The organism is Streptomyces sp. NPDC008121 (genome assembly GCF_042957155.1).
Taxonomy (GTDB): domain Bacteria; phylum Actinomycetota; class Actinomycetes; order Streptomycetales; family Streptomycetaceae; genus Streptomyces.
This window is the reverse complement of the sequence record NZ_JBIBHT010000009.1, coordinates 185,120-200,872: the sequence shown is the minus strand read 5'-3', so window position 1 is coordinate 200,872 and position 15,753 is coordinate 185,120. Positions and strand designations below refer to the sequence as shown.

The window sequence follows — 15,753 nt, the reverse complement described above, 5'->3', positions numbered from 1 at the left end:
GGCAGGGTTTCGCGTCGTGGCGAAAAGGGGTGGCCGCCGAATACGCTCGGCGACCACCCCTTTTCGGACAGCAGTCGTAAATCCCGTTCCGGTGCCCGTCCCGGACCCTCCGAGGAGATCCCGTACGGGTCCGTCACGCTCCCGGGCGACCCCTACTGCGGGGTCAGCTTCTCGGCGAGACCGGGGTTCTTCTCCAGCCAGCCGCGGACCGCATCCTGTTCCTTGCCCTTGCCGGTCTTCTGGATGACGGCTTCGAGGTCCGTGAGCTGCTTCTCGGTCAGCTTGAAGTTCTTCAGCCAGGCGCCGACCTCGGGGTTGTCGGAGGAGAAGCCCTTACGGGCGAGGGTGTGGACGCCGTCGCCCTTGCCCCAGCTGCCCTTGGGGTCCTCGAGCTTCTTCAGGTCGTACGTCGAGTACGCCCAGTGCGGCGACCAGAGCGTGACGACGACCGGCTCCTTCTTGTCGTACGCGCGCTTCAGCTCCGACAGCATGCCGGGGGTCGAGCCGTCGAGGACCTTGTACTCGCCCTCGAGGCCGTAGTCGTCCAGGACCTTGTCCTTGAGGATGCCCATCATGCCGGCGCTGGGCTCGATGCCCACGATCCGGCCCTTGAACTGTCCGGCCTTGCCCTTGAGGTCGTCGAGGGAGTCGACGCCCTTCATGTAGGAGGGCACGGACAGCTCCAGGGAGGTGGGTCCGTACCAGGAGCCGAGGTCCTCCAGCTTGTTCCGGTACTTCTCCCAGTACTGGGCGTGGGTGACGGGGAGCCAGGCGTCGGTCTGGAAGTCGATCTGACCGCCCGCGAGGCCGGTGTAGAGCGCGCCGGCCTCCAGCTGCTTGGTGTCGACCTCGAAGCCGCGGCGCTCCAGCAGTTCCTTCCAGAGGAAGGTCGAGGCGATGCCCTCGTCCCAGGGGATATAGCCGAGGCTGATCTTCTTGCCCTGGCCGACGTTCTTGCCGCCGTCGGCGGTGGTCGTCGACTCCCCGGCGCCGAAGAAGCCCATGCCGCCGGCGACGAGCGCGAGGATCACGACGCCCACGAGGGCCGTGACGGGCTGCGGCCGGTGGCTCCAGATCTTCGCCCCGGTGCGGGAGGCGACCGCGGCGCGGGCCTTGGCCAGCGCCCGGCGGCCGAGCGGCGAGACCTGACGGCCCAGCGCGCCGGTGATCCGGTCCAGGTACATGGCGAGGATGACGATGGAGATGCCCGCCTCGAAGCCGAGGCCGATGTCGACGTTGCCGATGGCGCGGTAGACCGCGCCGCCGAGCCCGCCGCCGCCGACCATGCCGGCGATGACGACCATGGAGAGGCCGAGCATGATCACCTGGTTGACGCCGGCCATGATCGTGGGCAGGGCGAGCGGCAGCTGCACGCGCAGCAGCGTGTTGCGCGGGGTCGTGCCGAACGCCTCGGCCGCCTCGACGAGTTCGCCGTCGACCTGGCGGATGCCGAGCTCGGTCATCCGCACGCCCGGGGGCAGCGCGAAGACGATGGTGGCGATGATGCCGGGGACGACGCCGACGCCGAAGAAGATGATGCCGGGGATGAGGTAGACCATCGCCGGCATGGTCTGCATGAAGTCCAGGACCGGGCGCAGGACGGCGCTGACGGTCTTGGAGCGGGCCGCCCAGATGCCGAGCGGTACGGCGATCACGAGGGTGACGAGGGTCGCGACGAGCACCAGGGAGAGGGTCGACATGGCGTCGTCCCACAGCTCGATGGAGTCCACGAGCGCGAAGCCGGCGAAGGCGAGCACACCGGCGGTGAGGCCGCGCAGCCACCAGGCGACGACGGCGAGGATGCCGGCGAAGAGCAGCGGTTCGGGAGCGGCGAGGACCGCGTCGATCCCGTCGTAGAGACCGGTGACGCCGGTGCTGATGGCGTCGAAGAGCCAGGAGAGCTGGATCTGGAGCCAGTCGACGGCGCTGTCGACCCACTGGCCGAGGGGGAGCCTAGGCATGGGCGGGCACCTCCTCGACGTCGGCGGCCGGGGCGTCGCAGGCGGTGGGGGGCCTCTGCTCGTCACCGATGAAACCGATGAGACGGGACTGCGGTACGACACCGAGGAGGGTGCCGTCGGCGTCCTTGACGGCCACGGGGTGCGGGACGCGGGCGCTGACGGCGCACAGGTCCGCGACCAGCGTGTCGGGGCCGACGGTCTCGCAGCCGCAGGCGTCGGCGGCGGCCCGACGGGTACCGGCGGGGGCGGCCGCGGGCTCGGCGGCGTCGGCGGTGGACGCGGCGGGACCGGGCACGGTGGGTGCGGCGTCGGCGGTGGACGCGGCCGGACCGGGCACGGCGGCCGTGGGCTCGGGGTCGGTCATCACGGCGGCGGCCGTGAGCACGCGGGAGCGGTCGACGTCCTGGATGAAGGAGGCGACGTAGTCGTTGGCGGGGCGGAGCAGGATGTCCTCGGCGGAGCCGAGCTGGACGATCCGGCCGTCCCGCATCACCGCGATCCGGTCGCCGAGGCGCATGGCCTCGTTGAGGTCGTGGGTGATGAAGACGATGGTCTTCTTCAGCCGCTTCTGCAGTTCCAGGAGCTGGTCCTGCATGTCACGGCGGATCAGCGGGTCGAGGGCGCTGAACGACTCGTCCATCAGAAGCAGGTCGGTGTCGGTCGCGAGCGCGCGGGCGAGGCCGACGCGCTGCTGCATACCGCCGGACAGCTCGTCGGGCCAGGAGTCCTCCCAGCCGGCGAGACCGCACAGCTCCAGCGCCTCGGCGGCGCGGGCGAGGCGCTCGGTGCGCGGGACGCCCTGGACCTCCAGGCCGTAGGCGGCGTTCTCCAGGACGCTGCGGTGCGGGAAGAGCGCGAAGTGCTGGAAGACCATGCTGATCTTCTGCGAGCGCACGGCGCGCAGGTCGCGGGGGCTCAGCGCGGTGAGGTCCTTGCCGTCGAACAGGACACGGCCGGCGGTGGGCTCGAGCAGCCCGTTGAGCATGCGCAGCAGGGTGGACTTGCCGGATCCGGACAGACCCATCACGACGAAGATCTGGCCCGGCTCGACGACGAAGGACGCGTCGATCACGGCCGCGGTCGTGCCTTCCGCACGGAGCTCGTCGCGGTTCGCGCCGTCGGCGAGCTTCTTGACGGATTCATCGGGTCGTCTGCCGAACACCTTGTACAGGTGATCGGCCTGGAGCCTGGACACATATACCTCACGCGTAGCAACGAATACGGCCCTCCCCCGAGGACTCCGTCCTGGGGGACCCCCACCCCGCGGCCGGGCCGTGGAGCGGGACGGGTTCGGCCCGCGTCCCCCTGCACACGGGATTCGATCGTTGAATCCCGTACCGGGTCCGCTCCGGGCCCGCGCCTGCCCGGGCCCCCTGACACCAAACGCAAAGGTGACGGGCGTCACGACGGAAACCGGCTCCGGGCGGGAACCGCGTGGTGGGGTGGGGGTCGATGTCGTCACGGGGTCGATGTCGGTGGGGTGCGGCATGATCGGGGGGTGACGACGCCACGCCTGATGCTTCTCGACACCGCCTCCCTCTACTTCCGCGCGTACTTCGGCGTGCCGGACTCCGTCCGGGCCCCGGACGGCACCCCGGTCAACGCCGTACGCGGACTCCTCGACTTCATCGGCCGGCTCGTACAGGACCATCGCCCCGACGAGCTGGTGGCGTGCTGGGACGACGACTGGCGTCCGCAGTGGCGGGTGGACCTGATCCCCTCGTACAAGGCGCACCGGGTGGCCGTGGAGACGGAGAAGGGCCCGGACGAGGAGGAGATCCCGGACACGCTGTCGCCGCAGGTGCCGGTGATCGAGGCGGTCCTGGCGGCGTTCGGCATCGCCCGGATCGGGGCGGCCGGCTACGAGGCGGACGACGTCATCGGGACGCTCGCGGGCCGGGCGAAGGGGCCGGTGGACATCGTCACCGGCGACCGCGACCTGTTCCAGCTCGTCGACGACGAGCGCGGCGTGCGCGTGCTGTACCCCCGCAAGGGCGTCGGCGACTGCGACCTGGTCGACGACGAGATGATCCGTACGAAGTACGGGGTGCGGCCCGACCAGTACGCCGACTTCGCGGCCCTGCGCGGGGACGCCAGCGACGGACTGCCCGGCGTGAAGGGCATCGGCGAGAAGACGGCCGCTCAGCTGATCACCGAGTACGGCGATCTGGCGGGCGTCCGCGCGGCCGCAGTGGACCGCACGTCGAAGCTGACGCCGGCGAAGCGGCGCGGGATCGTGGAGGCGGCGGCCTATCTGGACGTGGCCCCGACGGTCGTCCGGGTCGCCGGTGACGTACCGCTGCCGGAGTTCGACCCGGCCCTGCCGAAGGCGCCTCACGACCCGGCGATGCTGGCCGCGCTGGTGGAGCGGTGGGGGCTGGGCGGGGCGGTGGGCCGGCTGCTGACGGTGCTGGAACGGTGACGAAAGCTCCTGGGCGGAGATCCCGGAGGATGCTAGCTTAGGTAAACCTAAGTTCATCTCGGTACACCGAAGCCAGGGAGACGTCGTGGCAGAGCAGCCGGCGCGCAAGGCACCGAAGGCCCACGAGGCACGTGTCGTGCGCACGGAGCGGATCACTCCGCACATGGTGCGGGTGGTGCTGGGCGGGGCCGGACTCGACGCGTTCGAGGTCGGCGACCACACCGACCACTATGTGAAGCTGCTCTTCGCCCCCGAGGGCGTGAGCTATCCGGAACCGTTCGACATGGACCGCATCCGCGCGGAGTTCCCGCGCGAGCAGTGGCCCACCACCCGGACCTACACGGTACGGAACTGGGATCCGGTCCAGCGCGAGCTGACGATCGACTTCGTGGTCCACGGCGACGAGGGCCTGGCCGGCCCCTGGGCGGCGCGGGCCCAGGCCGGCGAGATCATGCGGTTCCTCGGACCGGGCGGCGGATACGCCCCGGACCCGGCCGCCGACTGGCACCTCCTCGTGGGCGACGAGAGCGCGCTGCCGGCGATCGCGGTGGCTCTCGAACGGCTCCCGGAAGGGGCGGTCGTCCAGGCCTTCCTGGAGGTCGCCGACGCGACGGAGGAGCAGAAGCTCGCGACCGGCCCGGGAGTGGAGCTGACCTGGCTCCACCGGGGTGACCGCCCGACGGGCGAGGCCCTCCTGAAGGCGGTGCGCGGCCTGGAGTTCCCGCCCGGCGACCTCCACGCCTTCGTCCACGGCGAGGCGGGCTTCGTCAAGGACCTCCGCCGCCACCTCCGCCTGGACCGCGCCGTCCCCCGCGAACGCCTCTCGATCTCGGGCTACTGGCGCCTGGGCAAGACGGACGAGGCCTGGCGCGCGATCAAGCGCGACTGGAACGACCAGGTCGAACGCGAACAGGAATCCTGACCCGCCAGGGCCCCGCGAGACTCGGACCGCCTCAGGGGGCCCTCCCCCTCCCCCTCCCTCCCCTCCACCTCCACCCGCCTGGGTCCCCGGCTTCGCGGCGGGCCCCTTCCCCTCCTCGATCACCCCTCCCCGACCGGGAGTTGGCGACGGTAAGGCCGCAGGTCCCGACTTGTGAAGCCACGGTCCGGACGTCACCTAGGCTGACGCGATGAGCCCCACGCACCCGATGCCCGCGATCGACCGAGCCGTAGGGGCCGTGCTGGGCTCCGCCGTCGGGGACGCCCTCGGCGCTCCCTTCGAGTTCGGGCTGCCGGGGGGCTTCAGCGCACGCTTCCCCGAGGGTGTCGGCACGATGTGCGGAGGCGGCGGCTGGGACCCGGGCGAGGCCACCGACGACACCCAGATGGCCGTGCTCGTCGGAGAGTCGCTCCTCGACCGGGGCGGCCTCGACCTGCCGGACGTCTTCGACCGGTTCCGCACGTGGGCGGCGGCCGAACCCAAGGACATCGGGCTCCAGACGGAGGACGTCCTCACGAGCGGCGACCCGTGGGACACGGCGGCCGCCCTCCACTTCCAGACCAACGGCCGCGCAGCGGGCAACGGTTCCCTCATGCGCGCCTCCACCTCCGCCGTGTACTTCGCCTCCGCCGGCCGCGAGGCCACGATGGACGCGGCCCGCCCCCTCGCCGCTCTCACCCATGGCGATGGCGCCGCCTGGGAGGGCACCGCCATCCTCCACGAGCTCGTCCGTGTCGCGCTCCTCGGCGAGGACCCCCTCGAGGTCCTGCCCGCCACCCTCGCCGCGGTCGCCCCGCCCCACCGGGAGCGCTGGTCGCGCGTTCTCGCCCCTTCCTGGCACCCGGACGACGCCACGGAGTTCAACGGCGCCGTCTGGCCCTGCCTCGCGTCTGCGGTGTGGTCCCTGCGCACGACCACCTCCTTCGAGGCGGCGCTGTCCGTCGCGATCGACCTGGGCGGGGACACGGACACCGTGGCAGCGGTCACCGGCATGCTGGCCGGCGCGGTGCACGGCCCTTCCGCGATCCCGCCCCGCTGGACGGCGCCCCTCCACGTCCCGCTCCCCGGATTCGGCGACCGCGTCCTGCGCGCCCCCGAGCTCGGCGACCTGGCCGTGTCCCTGGCCCGCGCGGGAGCCGCACGCTGACGCTGTCTCCCCCGCCACCCCGGGAGCCCCACGTCGGCACCGCTCCCCCGTTCCCGCAGCTCAGTGCTCGGTCGTGCCGCTGCCGGTCGCACGGGCCCGCACCGTCGCCAGGACCTCGCGGTCCGGTTGGAGGGTGAGGCTGGGCACGGGGCGTATCTCCCCCGGGTCGACGGTGACGGTGAACCTGCGGGCGAGGACCGCCAGGACGAGGACGGCCTCGACCATGGCGAACCGGGTGCCGAGGCAGACGCGCGGTCCGCCGCCGAAGGGGAACCAGGCGTATTCCGGTATATCCTCGGCGGCCCCGCCCTCTGTGGTGTCCCAGCGCTCGGGGCGGAACTCCTCCGGGTCGGGGAACCAGCGCCCGTCGCGGTGGGTGGCCCACTGGCTGCTCCACACCCGTGTGCCGGCGGGTATCGGCATGCCGCCGAGTTTCGCGCCTTCCTTGGCGATGCCCGTGAGGAGCCAGATCGTCGGGTAGAGCCGCAGGGTCTCCTTGACGACGGCCTGGGTGTAGGTCAGCCGGGCGTAGTCGTCGAAGCCGGGCTCCCGGTCGCCGAGGACCTGGTCCAGCTCCTCGGTGAGGGCGTCTCGGACTCGCGGGTTCTGCGACAGGAGCTGCCAGGCCCAGACGAGGGTGGAGCTGGTGGTCTCGTGGCCGCCGATGTAGAGCGTGACGGTCTCGTCGCGGATCTCCCGGTCGGAGAGGCGGGCCCCGGTCTCGTCCTGGGCGGTGAGGAGCCGGCTGAGGAGGTCGGGCCGCTCGCCGTCCCCCTCGCGGTGGCGTGCGACGATCCGGCTCACCTCAGCGTCGATGACGGCGGTGGCCCGCTTGATCCTGGCCCGCCCCGGGGTGGGGACCCAGTCGGGGAGCAGGGCGCCCAGGCCGCTGAACTCGGCGCCGATCTCCTTCTGCGCGATGTCCATCGCGCTGCCGATGGCCTCGGCGTCGGCGGCGGTGTCGACGCCGAAGATGGTGCGGACGGCGATGAGTTGGGTGAGGGCGGCCATCTCCTTCTTGATGTCGATCCGCCGGCCATCGGCCCACCGGTCGGCGAGGTCGACCGCGCACTCCGCCATCGTGGCGGCGTAGGAGCGCACCTGCTTGGGGCGGACGGAGGGCTGGACGAGGGAGCGCTTGCGGCGCCAGTCGGCGCCTTTGGCGACGACCACGCCGTTGCCGAGGAGGGTGCGGAAGGCAATGCCGAGGTCGGGCTGGTCGAAGGTCCGCTCGACTTCGGTGAGGAGTTCGCCGATGGTGTCGGGGTGGGCGATGAAGAGGGCGCGCCCGCGGCCGAACTGCCAGCTGACGAAGTCTCCGCGCTCGCGCAGCCGCTCGAAGAAGGCGAGCGGGTCCTTGCCGAACTCGGGGAGGTTCCCCAGCAGCGGCACGCCCCGTGGCCCCGACACGATCGTAGGTCCGTCGGTCGCCCTGTCGGCGGCGGCCGGACCGGCTTGCGTGGTCACGAGCGTTCCCTCCCCCTGGTGTTGCCCGGTGTGTGTCTCCATGGAATCGGAGAGGACCGACCCTCCGCCACCCCTGTGGACAACTGCCTGTGGATGACGGGTGGGCAGAAAGCCGGAGGGGCCCGTGACGTCAACCACGGGCCCCTCCCGGCTACTTCGGCGTCCCGCGTACAGCGGTCTTCGTGCCCTTGGGCGTCAGCTCACGGAGCTGTACGCCACGACACCTCTCAGCAGCGCCTCGACGGCCTTGCGCGCGTTCTTGGAGACGGTGCTGTCGCCGTCCTTCGGCGCTGCCGCCGCGATCTGTCCCAGGACGTCGATGACCTGCTTGCACCAGCGCACGAAGTCGCCGGCGGGCATCTCGGCTTCCCGCAGCACCTCGTCGAGCCCCCGGTCGGACGCCCACTGGTGCGCGGCCCAGGCGAAGCCGAGGTCGGGCTCGCGCTGGCCGACCCCCTCCGCCTGGTTGATCTTGAACTCTTCCTCCAGGGCGTCGAGCCGCCCCCAGATCCGCACCATCTCGCCGAGGGCGGCCTTGGCGTTGCCGGTCGGCAGCTTCGGCGGGACGGCGTCGTCGGCCTGCCGCGCCTCGTACACCAGGGCCGAGACGCAGGCGGCGAGTTCGGCCGGGTTGAGCCCCTCCCAGACGCCTTCGCGGAGGCATTCGCTGGCGAGCAGGTCGAGTTCGCCGTAGAGGCGGGCGAGCCGCTTGCCGTTGTCCGTGACGTCGTCGCCCCGGAGGTAGTCGAGCTCGGTGAGCAGCGCGACGATCCGGTCGAAGGTGCGGGCGATGGTGTTGGTGCGGCCTTCGATGCGCCGCTCCAGCTGGCGGGTGTCGCGCTGGAGGCGGTGGTAGCGCTCGGCCCAGCGAGCGTGGTCCTCGCGCTCGTCGCAGCCGTGGCAGGGGTGGGCGCGCAGCTCGGTCCGCAGCCGGGCGATCTCGCGGTCGTCGGCGGCGGGCGAGCGGTCCCTGCGGTGCCGCTCGGGGTTGATGTGCCCGGCCTTGGTGCGCAGGGCGGAGGCGAGGTCGCGGCGGGACTGCGGGGAGCGCGGGTTGAAGGACTTGGGGATCCTCATGCGGTCCAGGGCTTCGACCGGAATGGGGAAGTCGATCGAGGCGAGCCGCTTGACCTGCCGCTCGGCGGTGAGGACGAGCGGGCGGGGCCCGTCGTGGTGCTCGAAGCCGCGGTGGCCGTTGGTCCGGCCGGCGGGGATGCCCGGGTCGAGGACGAGCGCCAGCCCGGCGAACTTCCCGGTGGGGACGTGGATGACGTCGCCGGCCTTGAGGCGTTCCAGGGAGGCGGCGGCCTGGGCGCGGCGCTGTGCGGCGCCCTGCTTGGCCAGCTCCGTCTCGCGGTCCTTGAGGTCACGGCGCAGCCGTGCGTACTCCTCGAAGTCCCCGAGGTGGCAGGTCATGCCCTCCCGGTAGCCCTCCAGGCCCTCTTCATTCTTCTGGACCTGCCGGGAGATGCCGACGACGGACCGGTCGGCCTGGAACTGCGCGAACGACGTCTCGAGGAGTTCCCGGGAGCGGTGCCGCCCGAACTGGTCCACCAGGTTGACGGCCATGTTGTACGACGGCTTGAAGCTGGAGCGCAGCGGGTACGTGCGGGTGCCGGCGAGGCCGGCCAGGTGGCCGGGGTCGAGGCCGCGCTGCCAGAGCACGACCGCGTGGCCCTCGACGTCGATGCCGCGGCGGCCCGCGCGGCCGGTGAGCTGGGTGTACTCACCGGGGGTGATGTCGGCGTGCTGCTCGCCGTTCCACTTGACCAGCTTCTCCAGGACCACGGACCGGGCGGGCATGTTGATGCCGAGGGCGAGGGTCTCGGTGGCGAAGACCGCCTTGACCAGGCCGCGGACGAACAGCTCCTCGACGACCTCCTTGAACGTGGGCAGCATGCCGGCGTGGTGGGCGGCGATGCCCCGCTCCAGCGCCTCGAGCCATTCGTAGTACCCGAGGACGTGCAGGTCCTCGGTGGGGATGGAGGCGGTCCGCTCCTCGACGATCTCCCGGACGCGTCGGCGGGCGTCGTCGTCGTTGAGCCGCAGGCCGGCGTGGAGGCACTGCTGGACGGCGGCCTCGCAGCCGGCGCGGCTGAAGATGAAGGTGATGGCCGGCAGGAGCCCCTCGGCGTCGAGCCGGTCGATGACCTCCGGCCGGCCCGGCGTCCAGATGCGGGAGCGCTGGCGGCGCTCGCGCTCCCGGTCGGCCTCGCGGATCATCTTGCCGCGGCGCCGGTCGCGGGGGTTGTACGTCCGGGAGTTCTCGGTGTGGGCGAGGCGCAGCAGGTCGGGGTTGACCTCGCGGCGGGACGCGCCGCGGCCGCCGTGGTCGGTCTCCTCCTCGAAGAGGTCGTACATCCGCCGGCCGGCCAGGACGTGCTGCCAGAGCGGCACGGGGCGGCTCTCGGAGACGATGACCTCGGTGTCGCCGCGCACGGTGTCGAGCCAGTCGCCGAACTCCTCGGCGTTGGAGACGGTCGCGGAGAGCGAGACGAGGGTGACCGATTCGGGGAGGTGGATGATCACTTCCTCCCAGACGGCGCCGCGGAAGCGGTCCGAGAGGTAGTGGACCTCGTCCATGACGACGTACCCGAGGCCGGAGAGCGCCTGGGAGCCCGCGTACAGCATGTTGCGGAGGACTTCGGTGGTCATCACGATGATCGGCGCGGCGGCGTTGACGCTGTTGTCGCCGGTGAGCAGGCCGACCTTGTCGTTGCCGTACCGCTTGACGAGGTCGGCGTACTTCTGGTTCGACAGCGCCTTGATGGGTGTCGTGTAGAAGCACTTGCGCCCTTGGAGGAGGGCGAGGTGGACGGCGAACTCGCCGACGATGGTCTTGCCCGAGCCCGTGGGTGCCGCGACGAGCACGCCTTTGCCCGCCTCGAGTGCCTGGCACGCCTCGATCTGGAAGGGGTCCAGATCGAACTCGTACATCTCGCGGAAGGGGGCCAGCGCGGTGGCCTGCTCGGCATTGCGGGCCCGGGCGGCTGCGTACGCTTCGGCTGGTGTGAGGTCCTCTGTCATCTTGTCGTCGAGCCTACCCGCCACCTCTGACAGTGACGCGATCTTTAACGACCTGCCGTGCGGAGCACGGGAAGCGGAGGCGCGGGGGCACGGAGCGCCGTCGTCGTACGACGTTCCGTGAGCGCCGACGGCCGGGGACCACCCCCGGAGACGGGTCTCCCCCCGGACGCCTGTCCGGGGGGAGAGGACCCGGTCGGTCAGGTGATGTCGTCGTAGCCGATCTGCCGGTGCGCCCGGGCGCCGTCCGAGTCGCCGGTGGCCTGCTCGGGAAGGGCGGGCGCGGCGCTGACCGGCTCGACCGCTGCGACGGCCTCGGGGTTGAGGTCGAGGACGGAGGCCTCGTCGTCGTCGAGTTCGGCGTCGGGGTTGTTGCGCCTGCGGCGCCGGTCGTTGAGGAGCGAGAAGCCGACGGCCGCGAAGTAGAGGATGGTGATCGGCCCGGCGAGGGCCAGCATGCCGATCGGGTCCGTGGTGGGGGTGATGACGGCGCCGAAGACGAAGACGCCCATGATCACGCCACGCCACCAGCCGGCCATCCGTCGGCCGGTGAGGACGCCGGTGAGGTTCAGCATCACCAGCACGAGCGGCAGCTCGAACGCGAGGCCGAAGACGAGCACCATCCGCAGGGTGAAGTCGAGGACGTCACCGAGCGAGAGGATGTTCGCGGATCCACCGGGCGTGAGGCTGATGAGCACCTTCACGCTGATGGGGAGGATGAGGTACGCGAGGTAGGCGCCGGCCGTGAAGAGCGGGACCGCGGCGCCGACGAAGGCGTAGGTGTACTTCTTCTCGCTCCTGTGCAGGCCGGGCGCGATGAAGGCCCAGAGCTGATACAGCCAGACCGGGCTCGCGACGACGAGACCCGTGACGAGGCTGACCTGGATCGTGGTGCTGAAGGGCGCGATCAGCGTGTTGAAGGAGACGATCGCGCAGTTTCCGCCGTCGCTGGTGACGCCCGACGGGCACTTGGGCACCGACCTCGTCAGGAACTGCATCAGGTCCTCGCTGTACACGAGGGCCACGACGGTGACCGCGGCGATGGCCAGCAGGCCTTTCGCCATGCGGTTGCGAAGCTCACGCAGGTGTTCCACGAGGGGCATGCGGCCCTCGGGATCCTTCTCCTGCTTGCGGGCAGACTTGAGCAACCCACGTCCTCATCTCGTGCGGCAGCCGCCGCTCGGTGCGGCGGCCGCGGCGGACCGGGTCAGCGCTTGGTGGTGTCCGTCGGCTCGGCCACCGGACGCGCGCTGGTCACGTCGCCGGGCGCGGCCTGGATGGTCCGGGGCACGGCCTGGTCCGGGGCGCCGGGGTGCGGCGGGTCCGCGGGGGCGCTCTGCTGGTCGTCCGACTTCATCGCCTTGGCCTCGCTCTTGAGGATGCGGGCCGACTTGCCCAGCGAACGGGCCATGTCGGGCAGCTTCTTCGCGCCGAAGAGCAGGATGATGACGACGAGGATGAGAATGATCTCGGTGGGGCCGAGCCTACCCATAGCGTTTACCTTCTTCACCGAGGCGACATTGAGTGCGTGTCCGGCGGGTCGGACATGCGTCCGGCCACCGCGCTGTCTGCGATCGTAACCCGCAGGAGTAAACGCCGGGCAATGCCTGTGCATACTCACCATTGCGGCCCCCGCTGCCTCGCGAAGCCGCTTCGTGCAGCGTACGGCAGGGATCAGCGCAGCGTGTCGCCGGTACGGGCCAGGTCGGCGGCCGCCTTCTCGAGGTCTTCCGCCGCGCGATTGATGCGCTCCGTGGTGCCGGCGACCTGGCGGCCGAGCCGCTGGGCCTCCACGAAGACCTTGATGCCGAGGACACCGAGGACGGCGATCCCGAGGAATCCGAGTGCGATGGCGAGCATGGGCCAGAACATGGGGCGAGCCTAGGGGTAGTACGGACGCCGCGCCGGACGGTACCGCCGCGGGGACGGGAACCGGCCGGCCACGGCGGGAAACGGAACGCGCGGGGCCGGGCCCGGTCTCAGACGGTGGAGTGCAGACGCAGGGTCCGCACCCCGCCGCCGGTGAGGAGTTCGATGATCCGCTCGCCGGCCGGCTTGCGGACCGCGCTGCCGCACTCGGGGCAGGTGAAGGAGTAGAAGGTGGTGCGACGGCTGGCCCCGATCGCGAGGCGCAGCGCGCTCGCGGAGAGTTCGCAGCGGGAGCGGCAGTCGGGGCAGGCGGCCTTGAAGAAGACCGGTGCGATCGACGCCGTCATTCCGTGCATCACGGACATGTCCCTCTTCTCTCATCCTTCTGGGGGGAATGTCACATTCCCCTCGATTCCCGGCCTTCCCCCGTCGCCCCCGGGGGCGGGGGTCACTCCACGCCGTCGTAGGCGGCCAGTGCGGCGGTCGCGGCCGCCCTCGCGCTGTCGGCCAGTTCGGGCGGGGAGACGATCCGCCCGTCGCTGCCCAGCCGCAGCGCGAGCCGGCGCAGCGAGGCGGGAGCGGGGGTCCGGAGGGTGATCCGCAGCCCGCCGTCGGCCAGCTCCTCGGCCCGGTCGTGCGGGTAGTACTCCGCCACCCAGCGGCCGCCGGGACCGACCTCCACGACGACCTCCGGGTCGTCGGCGGACGGCTGGACCAGACCCTCGGAGAGGTCCCGGAGCTCCAGCTCCGGGGGCGCCGCGTGCTCGTCGAGGATCCGGATCTCGGCGACGCGGTCGAGCCGGAAGGTGCGCCGCGCCTCGGAGAGCCGGCACCACGCCTCCATGTACGTGTGCCCGACGGCGAAGAGCCGGATGGGGTCGACCTCCCGCTCGGTCAGCTCGTCCCGCGCGGGTGAGTAGTAACGCACCCAGAGCCGCCGCCGCTCCGAGATGGCCCGGTCGACCTCGGCGAAGACCCCGCCTTCGGACTCGAAGGTCACGGAGAGGCGGGAGCTGGCGCCCGCGGCCTCCCCGGCCGCCGCCTCCAGCTTGGCGGTGGCCCGCAGCAGCGCCTCGCGGTCGCTCTCGCGCAGGCCGGGCAGGGTGGACACGGCCCGGGCGGCGACCAGCAGCGCGGTGGCCTCGTCGGCCGCCAGCCGCAGCGGGGCCGCCACGTCGTCGGGGTTGTGCCACCAGATCCGGTCGCCGTCCGTGTCGATGTCGAGCAGGTCGCCGCCCCGGAAGCTGGTGCCGCACATGGGCAGCACGTCGAGGTCGGAGATCAGCTCGTCCTCGCTGATGCCGAAGGCGCGGGCGACGTCGGCGACATGGGCACCGGGGCGTTCCCGTAGGTAGGTGACGAGGGAGAGCATCCGCCTCGTCTGGTCGATCGCGTTCGCGGCCATGCCGTACGTCTCCCCTTCAGCCCTTGGCCACGGCGCGCAGCCGGTCCATCACATCGGCCCGCAGATCCGCGGGTTCCCGGACGACGACATCGGGGCCGAACTCGACGAGCCAGGCGTCGAGGCCGTGCCCGTACGGGATCTCCAGCTCGTCCCAGCCGTCCGTCCCCTCCTGTACGGACTGGGCGCGGGCCCGCAGCGGATAGCCGCAGCCGGCGCGCAGCCGGATCCGTGCGGAGCGGGTGGCGGTCTCGCCGGCCCAGCTCTCGACGGTCTCGCGGACGGTGACGACGTCGGGAACGGGCGCGGTGAAGGCGCCGGCCCGCGAGCGGACCTTGCCGGTGATGCGGGAGAGGCGGAAGACCCGCTCGGCGCCGCGTTCGCGGTCCCATCCGGCGAGGTACCAGTGGCCGCGCCAGCATTCCAGCGTCCATGGTTCGACCTGGCGCGTCTCGGGGCGGGCCGCGGTGGCCTTGCGGTAGTCGAAGACCACGGGCCGCCGGTCGCGGCAGGCGAGCATCAGGGGCTCGAAGGCGGCCTCGTGGACGGGGATCCGCGGTTCGAGGGCGCTGTGCTGGATGTCGTACGAGTCCTCCGCCTCGGGCATCCCGGCGGCACGGAGCTTCTGCAGGGCGCCGCTGGCGGCGCCGGCGAGGCGGGCCTGCTGCCAGACCTTGGCGGCGAGGCCGAGCGCGGCGGCCTCCTCGGCGTCGAGGGTGATGGCCGGCAGGCGGTTGGAGTCGCGGCGGGCGAGGTAGCCCGTCTCGCCCTCCAGGTTCTCGACGGTCTCGATGACCAGGCCGAGTTCGCGCAGATCGTCCTTGTCGCGCTCGAACATCCGGTTGAAGGCGTCGTCTCCGCCGGCTTCGAGGTAGGCCTCGATCGAGCCGCGCAGCTCGCGCTTGCTCAGCGGGCGGCGGGTTCCGAGCAGGCACAGCGCCAGATTCATCAGCCGCTCGGCCTTGGCAATCGCCATCGACGCCCTGCACCTCTTCTGCCGGATTGACTTCTCGGACGTCCGACCGTACCGCCCCGGGGTGTCGCGGCAAAAGCCGAGGGCCCATGCCGGACGGCATGGGCCCTCGTGGTGATCGGTTCCGGGTCAGGATCCGGTCACACCGGGTCCGATCAGACCGCGACCAGGTCGCAGACGAAGATCAGCGTCTCGCCCGGGGCGATCTTGCCGCCCGCGCCACGGTCGCCGTAGGCGAGGTGGGCGGGGATGATCAGCTGGCGGCGGCCGCCGACCTTCATGCCCTGGACGCCCTGGTCCCAGCCGGCGATGACCTGGCCGGCACCGAGCTGGAACTGCAGCGGGGTGCCGCGGTTCCAGGAGGAGTCGAACTCCTCGCCGGTGGAGAAGGAGACGCCGACGTAGTGGACGGAGACGGTGGCTCCGGCCTTCGCCTCCGGGCCGTCACCCTCCCAGATGTCCTTGATCTCCAGGTCCTTCGGCGGCTCGCCGCCCGGGAAGTCGACCTCGGGCTTGTCGATGCTCACTGCAGTGTGCTCCTCAAACTG

At 71.6% G+C, this 15,753-nt stretch carries 14 protein-coding genes; 3 read left to right on the top strand and 11 right to left on the bottom strand.

The features are described 5' to 3' along the window. Nucleotides 1–152 precede the first annotated feature (152 nt). The gene (locus ACFZBD_RS28290; protein WP_391144809.1) at nt 153–1,961 is read right to left on the bottom strand and encodes a glycine betaine ABC transporter substrate-binding protein; all 1,809 of its coding nucleotides are present in this window, start codon (nt 1,959–1,961) and stop codon (nt 153–155) included. After that, nucleotides 1,954–3,156 carry a betaine/proline/choline family ABC transporter ATP-binding protein gene (locus tag ACFZBD_RS28285; protein ID WP_391144807.1) on the bottom strand — a complete coding sequence of 401 codons (1,203 nt, stop codon included), beginning with the start codon at nt 3,154–3,156 and terminating at the stop codon, nt 1,954–1,956. The genes ACFZBD_RS28290 and ACFZBD_RS28285 overlap by 8 nt, the downstream gene beginning before the upstream one ends. Nucleotides 3,157–3,477: 321 nt before the next feature. Here ACFZBD_RS28285 and ACFZBD_RS28280 point away from each other — a divergent pair, with 321 nt between their 5' ends. The 3 genes from ACFZBD_RS28280 (at nt 3,478) to ACFZBD_RS28270 (ending at nt 6,470) form a co-directional block, all read left to right on the top strand. Then, nucleotides 3,478–4,383, top strand: a complete 906-nt coding sequence (locus ACFZBD_RS28280) for a 5'-3' exonuclease H3TH domain-containing protein (protein ID WP_391145341.1) — start codon at nt 3,478–3,480, stop codon at nt 4,381–4,383. 85 nt (nt 4,384–4,468) lie between these two features. After that, complete coding sequence (locus ACFZBD_RS28275; protein WP_391144804.1) at nt 4,469–5,305, top strand: SIP domain-containing protein; 837 nt, start codon at nt 4,469–4,471, stop codon at nt 5,303–5,305. A 208-nt stretch (nt 5,306–5,513) separates the two neighbouring features. Then, the gene (locus ACFZBD_RS28270; protein ID WP_391144801.1) at nt 5,514–6,470 is read left to right on the top strand and encodes an ADP-ribosylglycohydrolase family protein; all 957 of its coding nucleotides are present in this window, start codon (nt 5,514–5,516) and stop codon (nt 6,468–6,470) included. Nucleotides 6,471–6,530: 60 nt separating this feature from the next. Here the strand turns inward: ACFZBD_RS28270 and ACFZBD_RS28265 are convergent, their stop codons facing one another. From ACFZBD_RS28265 to ACFZBD_RS28225, 9 genes are all read right to left on the bottom strand, one after another. After that, a complete protein-coding gene (locus tag ACFZBD_RS28265; protein WP_391144799.1) occupies nt 6,531–7,937 on the bottom strand; it encodes a cytochrome P450 in 1,407 nt (468 codons plus the stop codon). Between the two features lie 195 nt (nt 7,938–8,132). Further along, complete coding sequence (locus ACFZBD_RS28260; RefSeq protein WP_391144797.1) at nt 8,133–10,964, bottom strand: DEAD/DEAH box helicase; 2,832 nt, start codon at nt 10,962–10,964, stop codon at nt 8,133–8,135. Nucleotides 10,965–11,161: 197 nt separating this feature from the next. Next, nucleotides 11,162–12,064 carry a twin-arginine translocase subunit TatC gene (tatC, locus tag ACFZBD_RS28255; protein ID WP_391145338.1) on the bottom strand — a complete coding sequence of 301 codons (903 nt, stop codon included), beginning with the start codon at nt 12,062–12,064 and terminating at the stop codon, nt 11,162–11,164. Between the two features lie 104 nt (nt 12,065–12,168). Then, nucleotides 12,169–12,453: a Sec-independent protein translocase subunit TatA gene (gene tatA, locus ACFZBD_RS28250; RefSeq protein ID WP_391144794.1), complete on the bottom strand. Its 285-nt coding sequence runs from the start codon at nt 12,451–12,453 to the stop codon at nt 12,169–12,171. Nucleotides 12,454–12,635: 182 nt separating this feature from the next. After that, nucleotides 12,636–12,833 (bottom strand): hypothetical protein, encoded by a 198-nt coding sequence (locus tag ACFZBD_RS28245; protein WP_391144792.1) that lies wholly within the window; start codon nt 12,831–12,833, stop codon nt 12,636–12,638. A 107-nt stretch (nt 12,834–12,940) separates the two neighbouring features. Beyond that, nucleotides 12,941–13,195 carry a hypothetical protein gene (locus tag ACFZBD_RS28240; protein ID WP_391144790.1) on the bottom strand — a complete coding sequence of 85 codons (255 nt, stop codon included), beginning with the start codon at nt 13,193–13,195 and terminating at the stop codon, nt 12,941–12,943. Between the two features lie 83 nt (nt 13,196–13,278). Further along, a complete protein-coding gene (locus ACFZBD_RS28235) occupies nt 13,279–14,235 on the bottom strand; it encodes a WYL domain-containing protein (protein ID WP_391144787.1) in 957 nt (318 codons plus the stop codon). A gap of 16 nt (nt 14,236–14,251) precedes the next feature. Beyond that, nucleotides 14,252–15,208: a WYL domain-containing protein gene (locus ACFZBD_RS28230; protein WP_391144784.1), complete on the bottom strand. Its 957-nt coding sequence runs from the start codon at nt 15,206–15,208 to the stop codon at nt 14,252–14,254. Between the two features lie 152 nt (nt 15,209–15,360). Next, nucleotides 15,361–15,732: an FKBP-type peptidyl-prolyl cis-trans isomerase gene (locus ACFZBD_RS28225; protein WP_391144781.1), complete on the bottom strand. Its 372-nt coding sequence runs from the start codon at nt 15,730–15,732 to the stop codon at nt 15,361–15,363. Nucleotides 15,733–15,753: the final 21 nt, after the last annotated feature.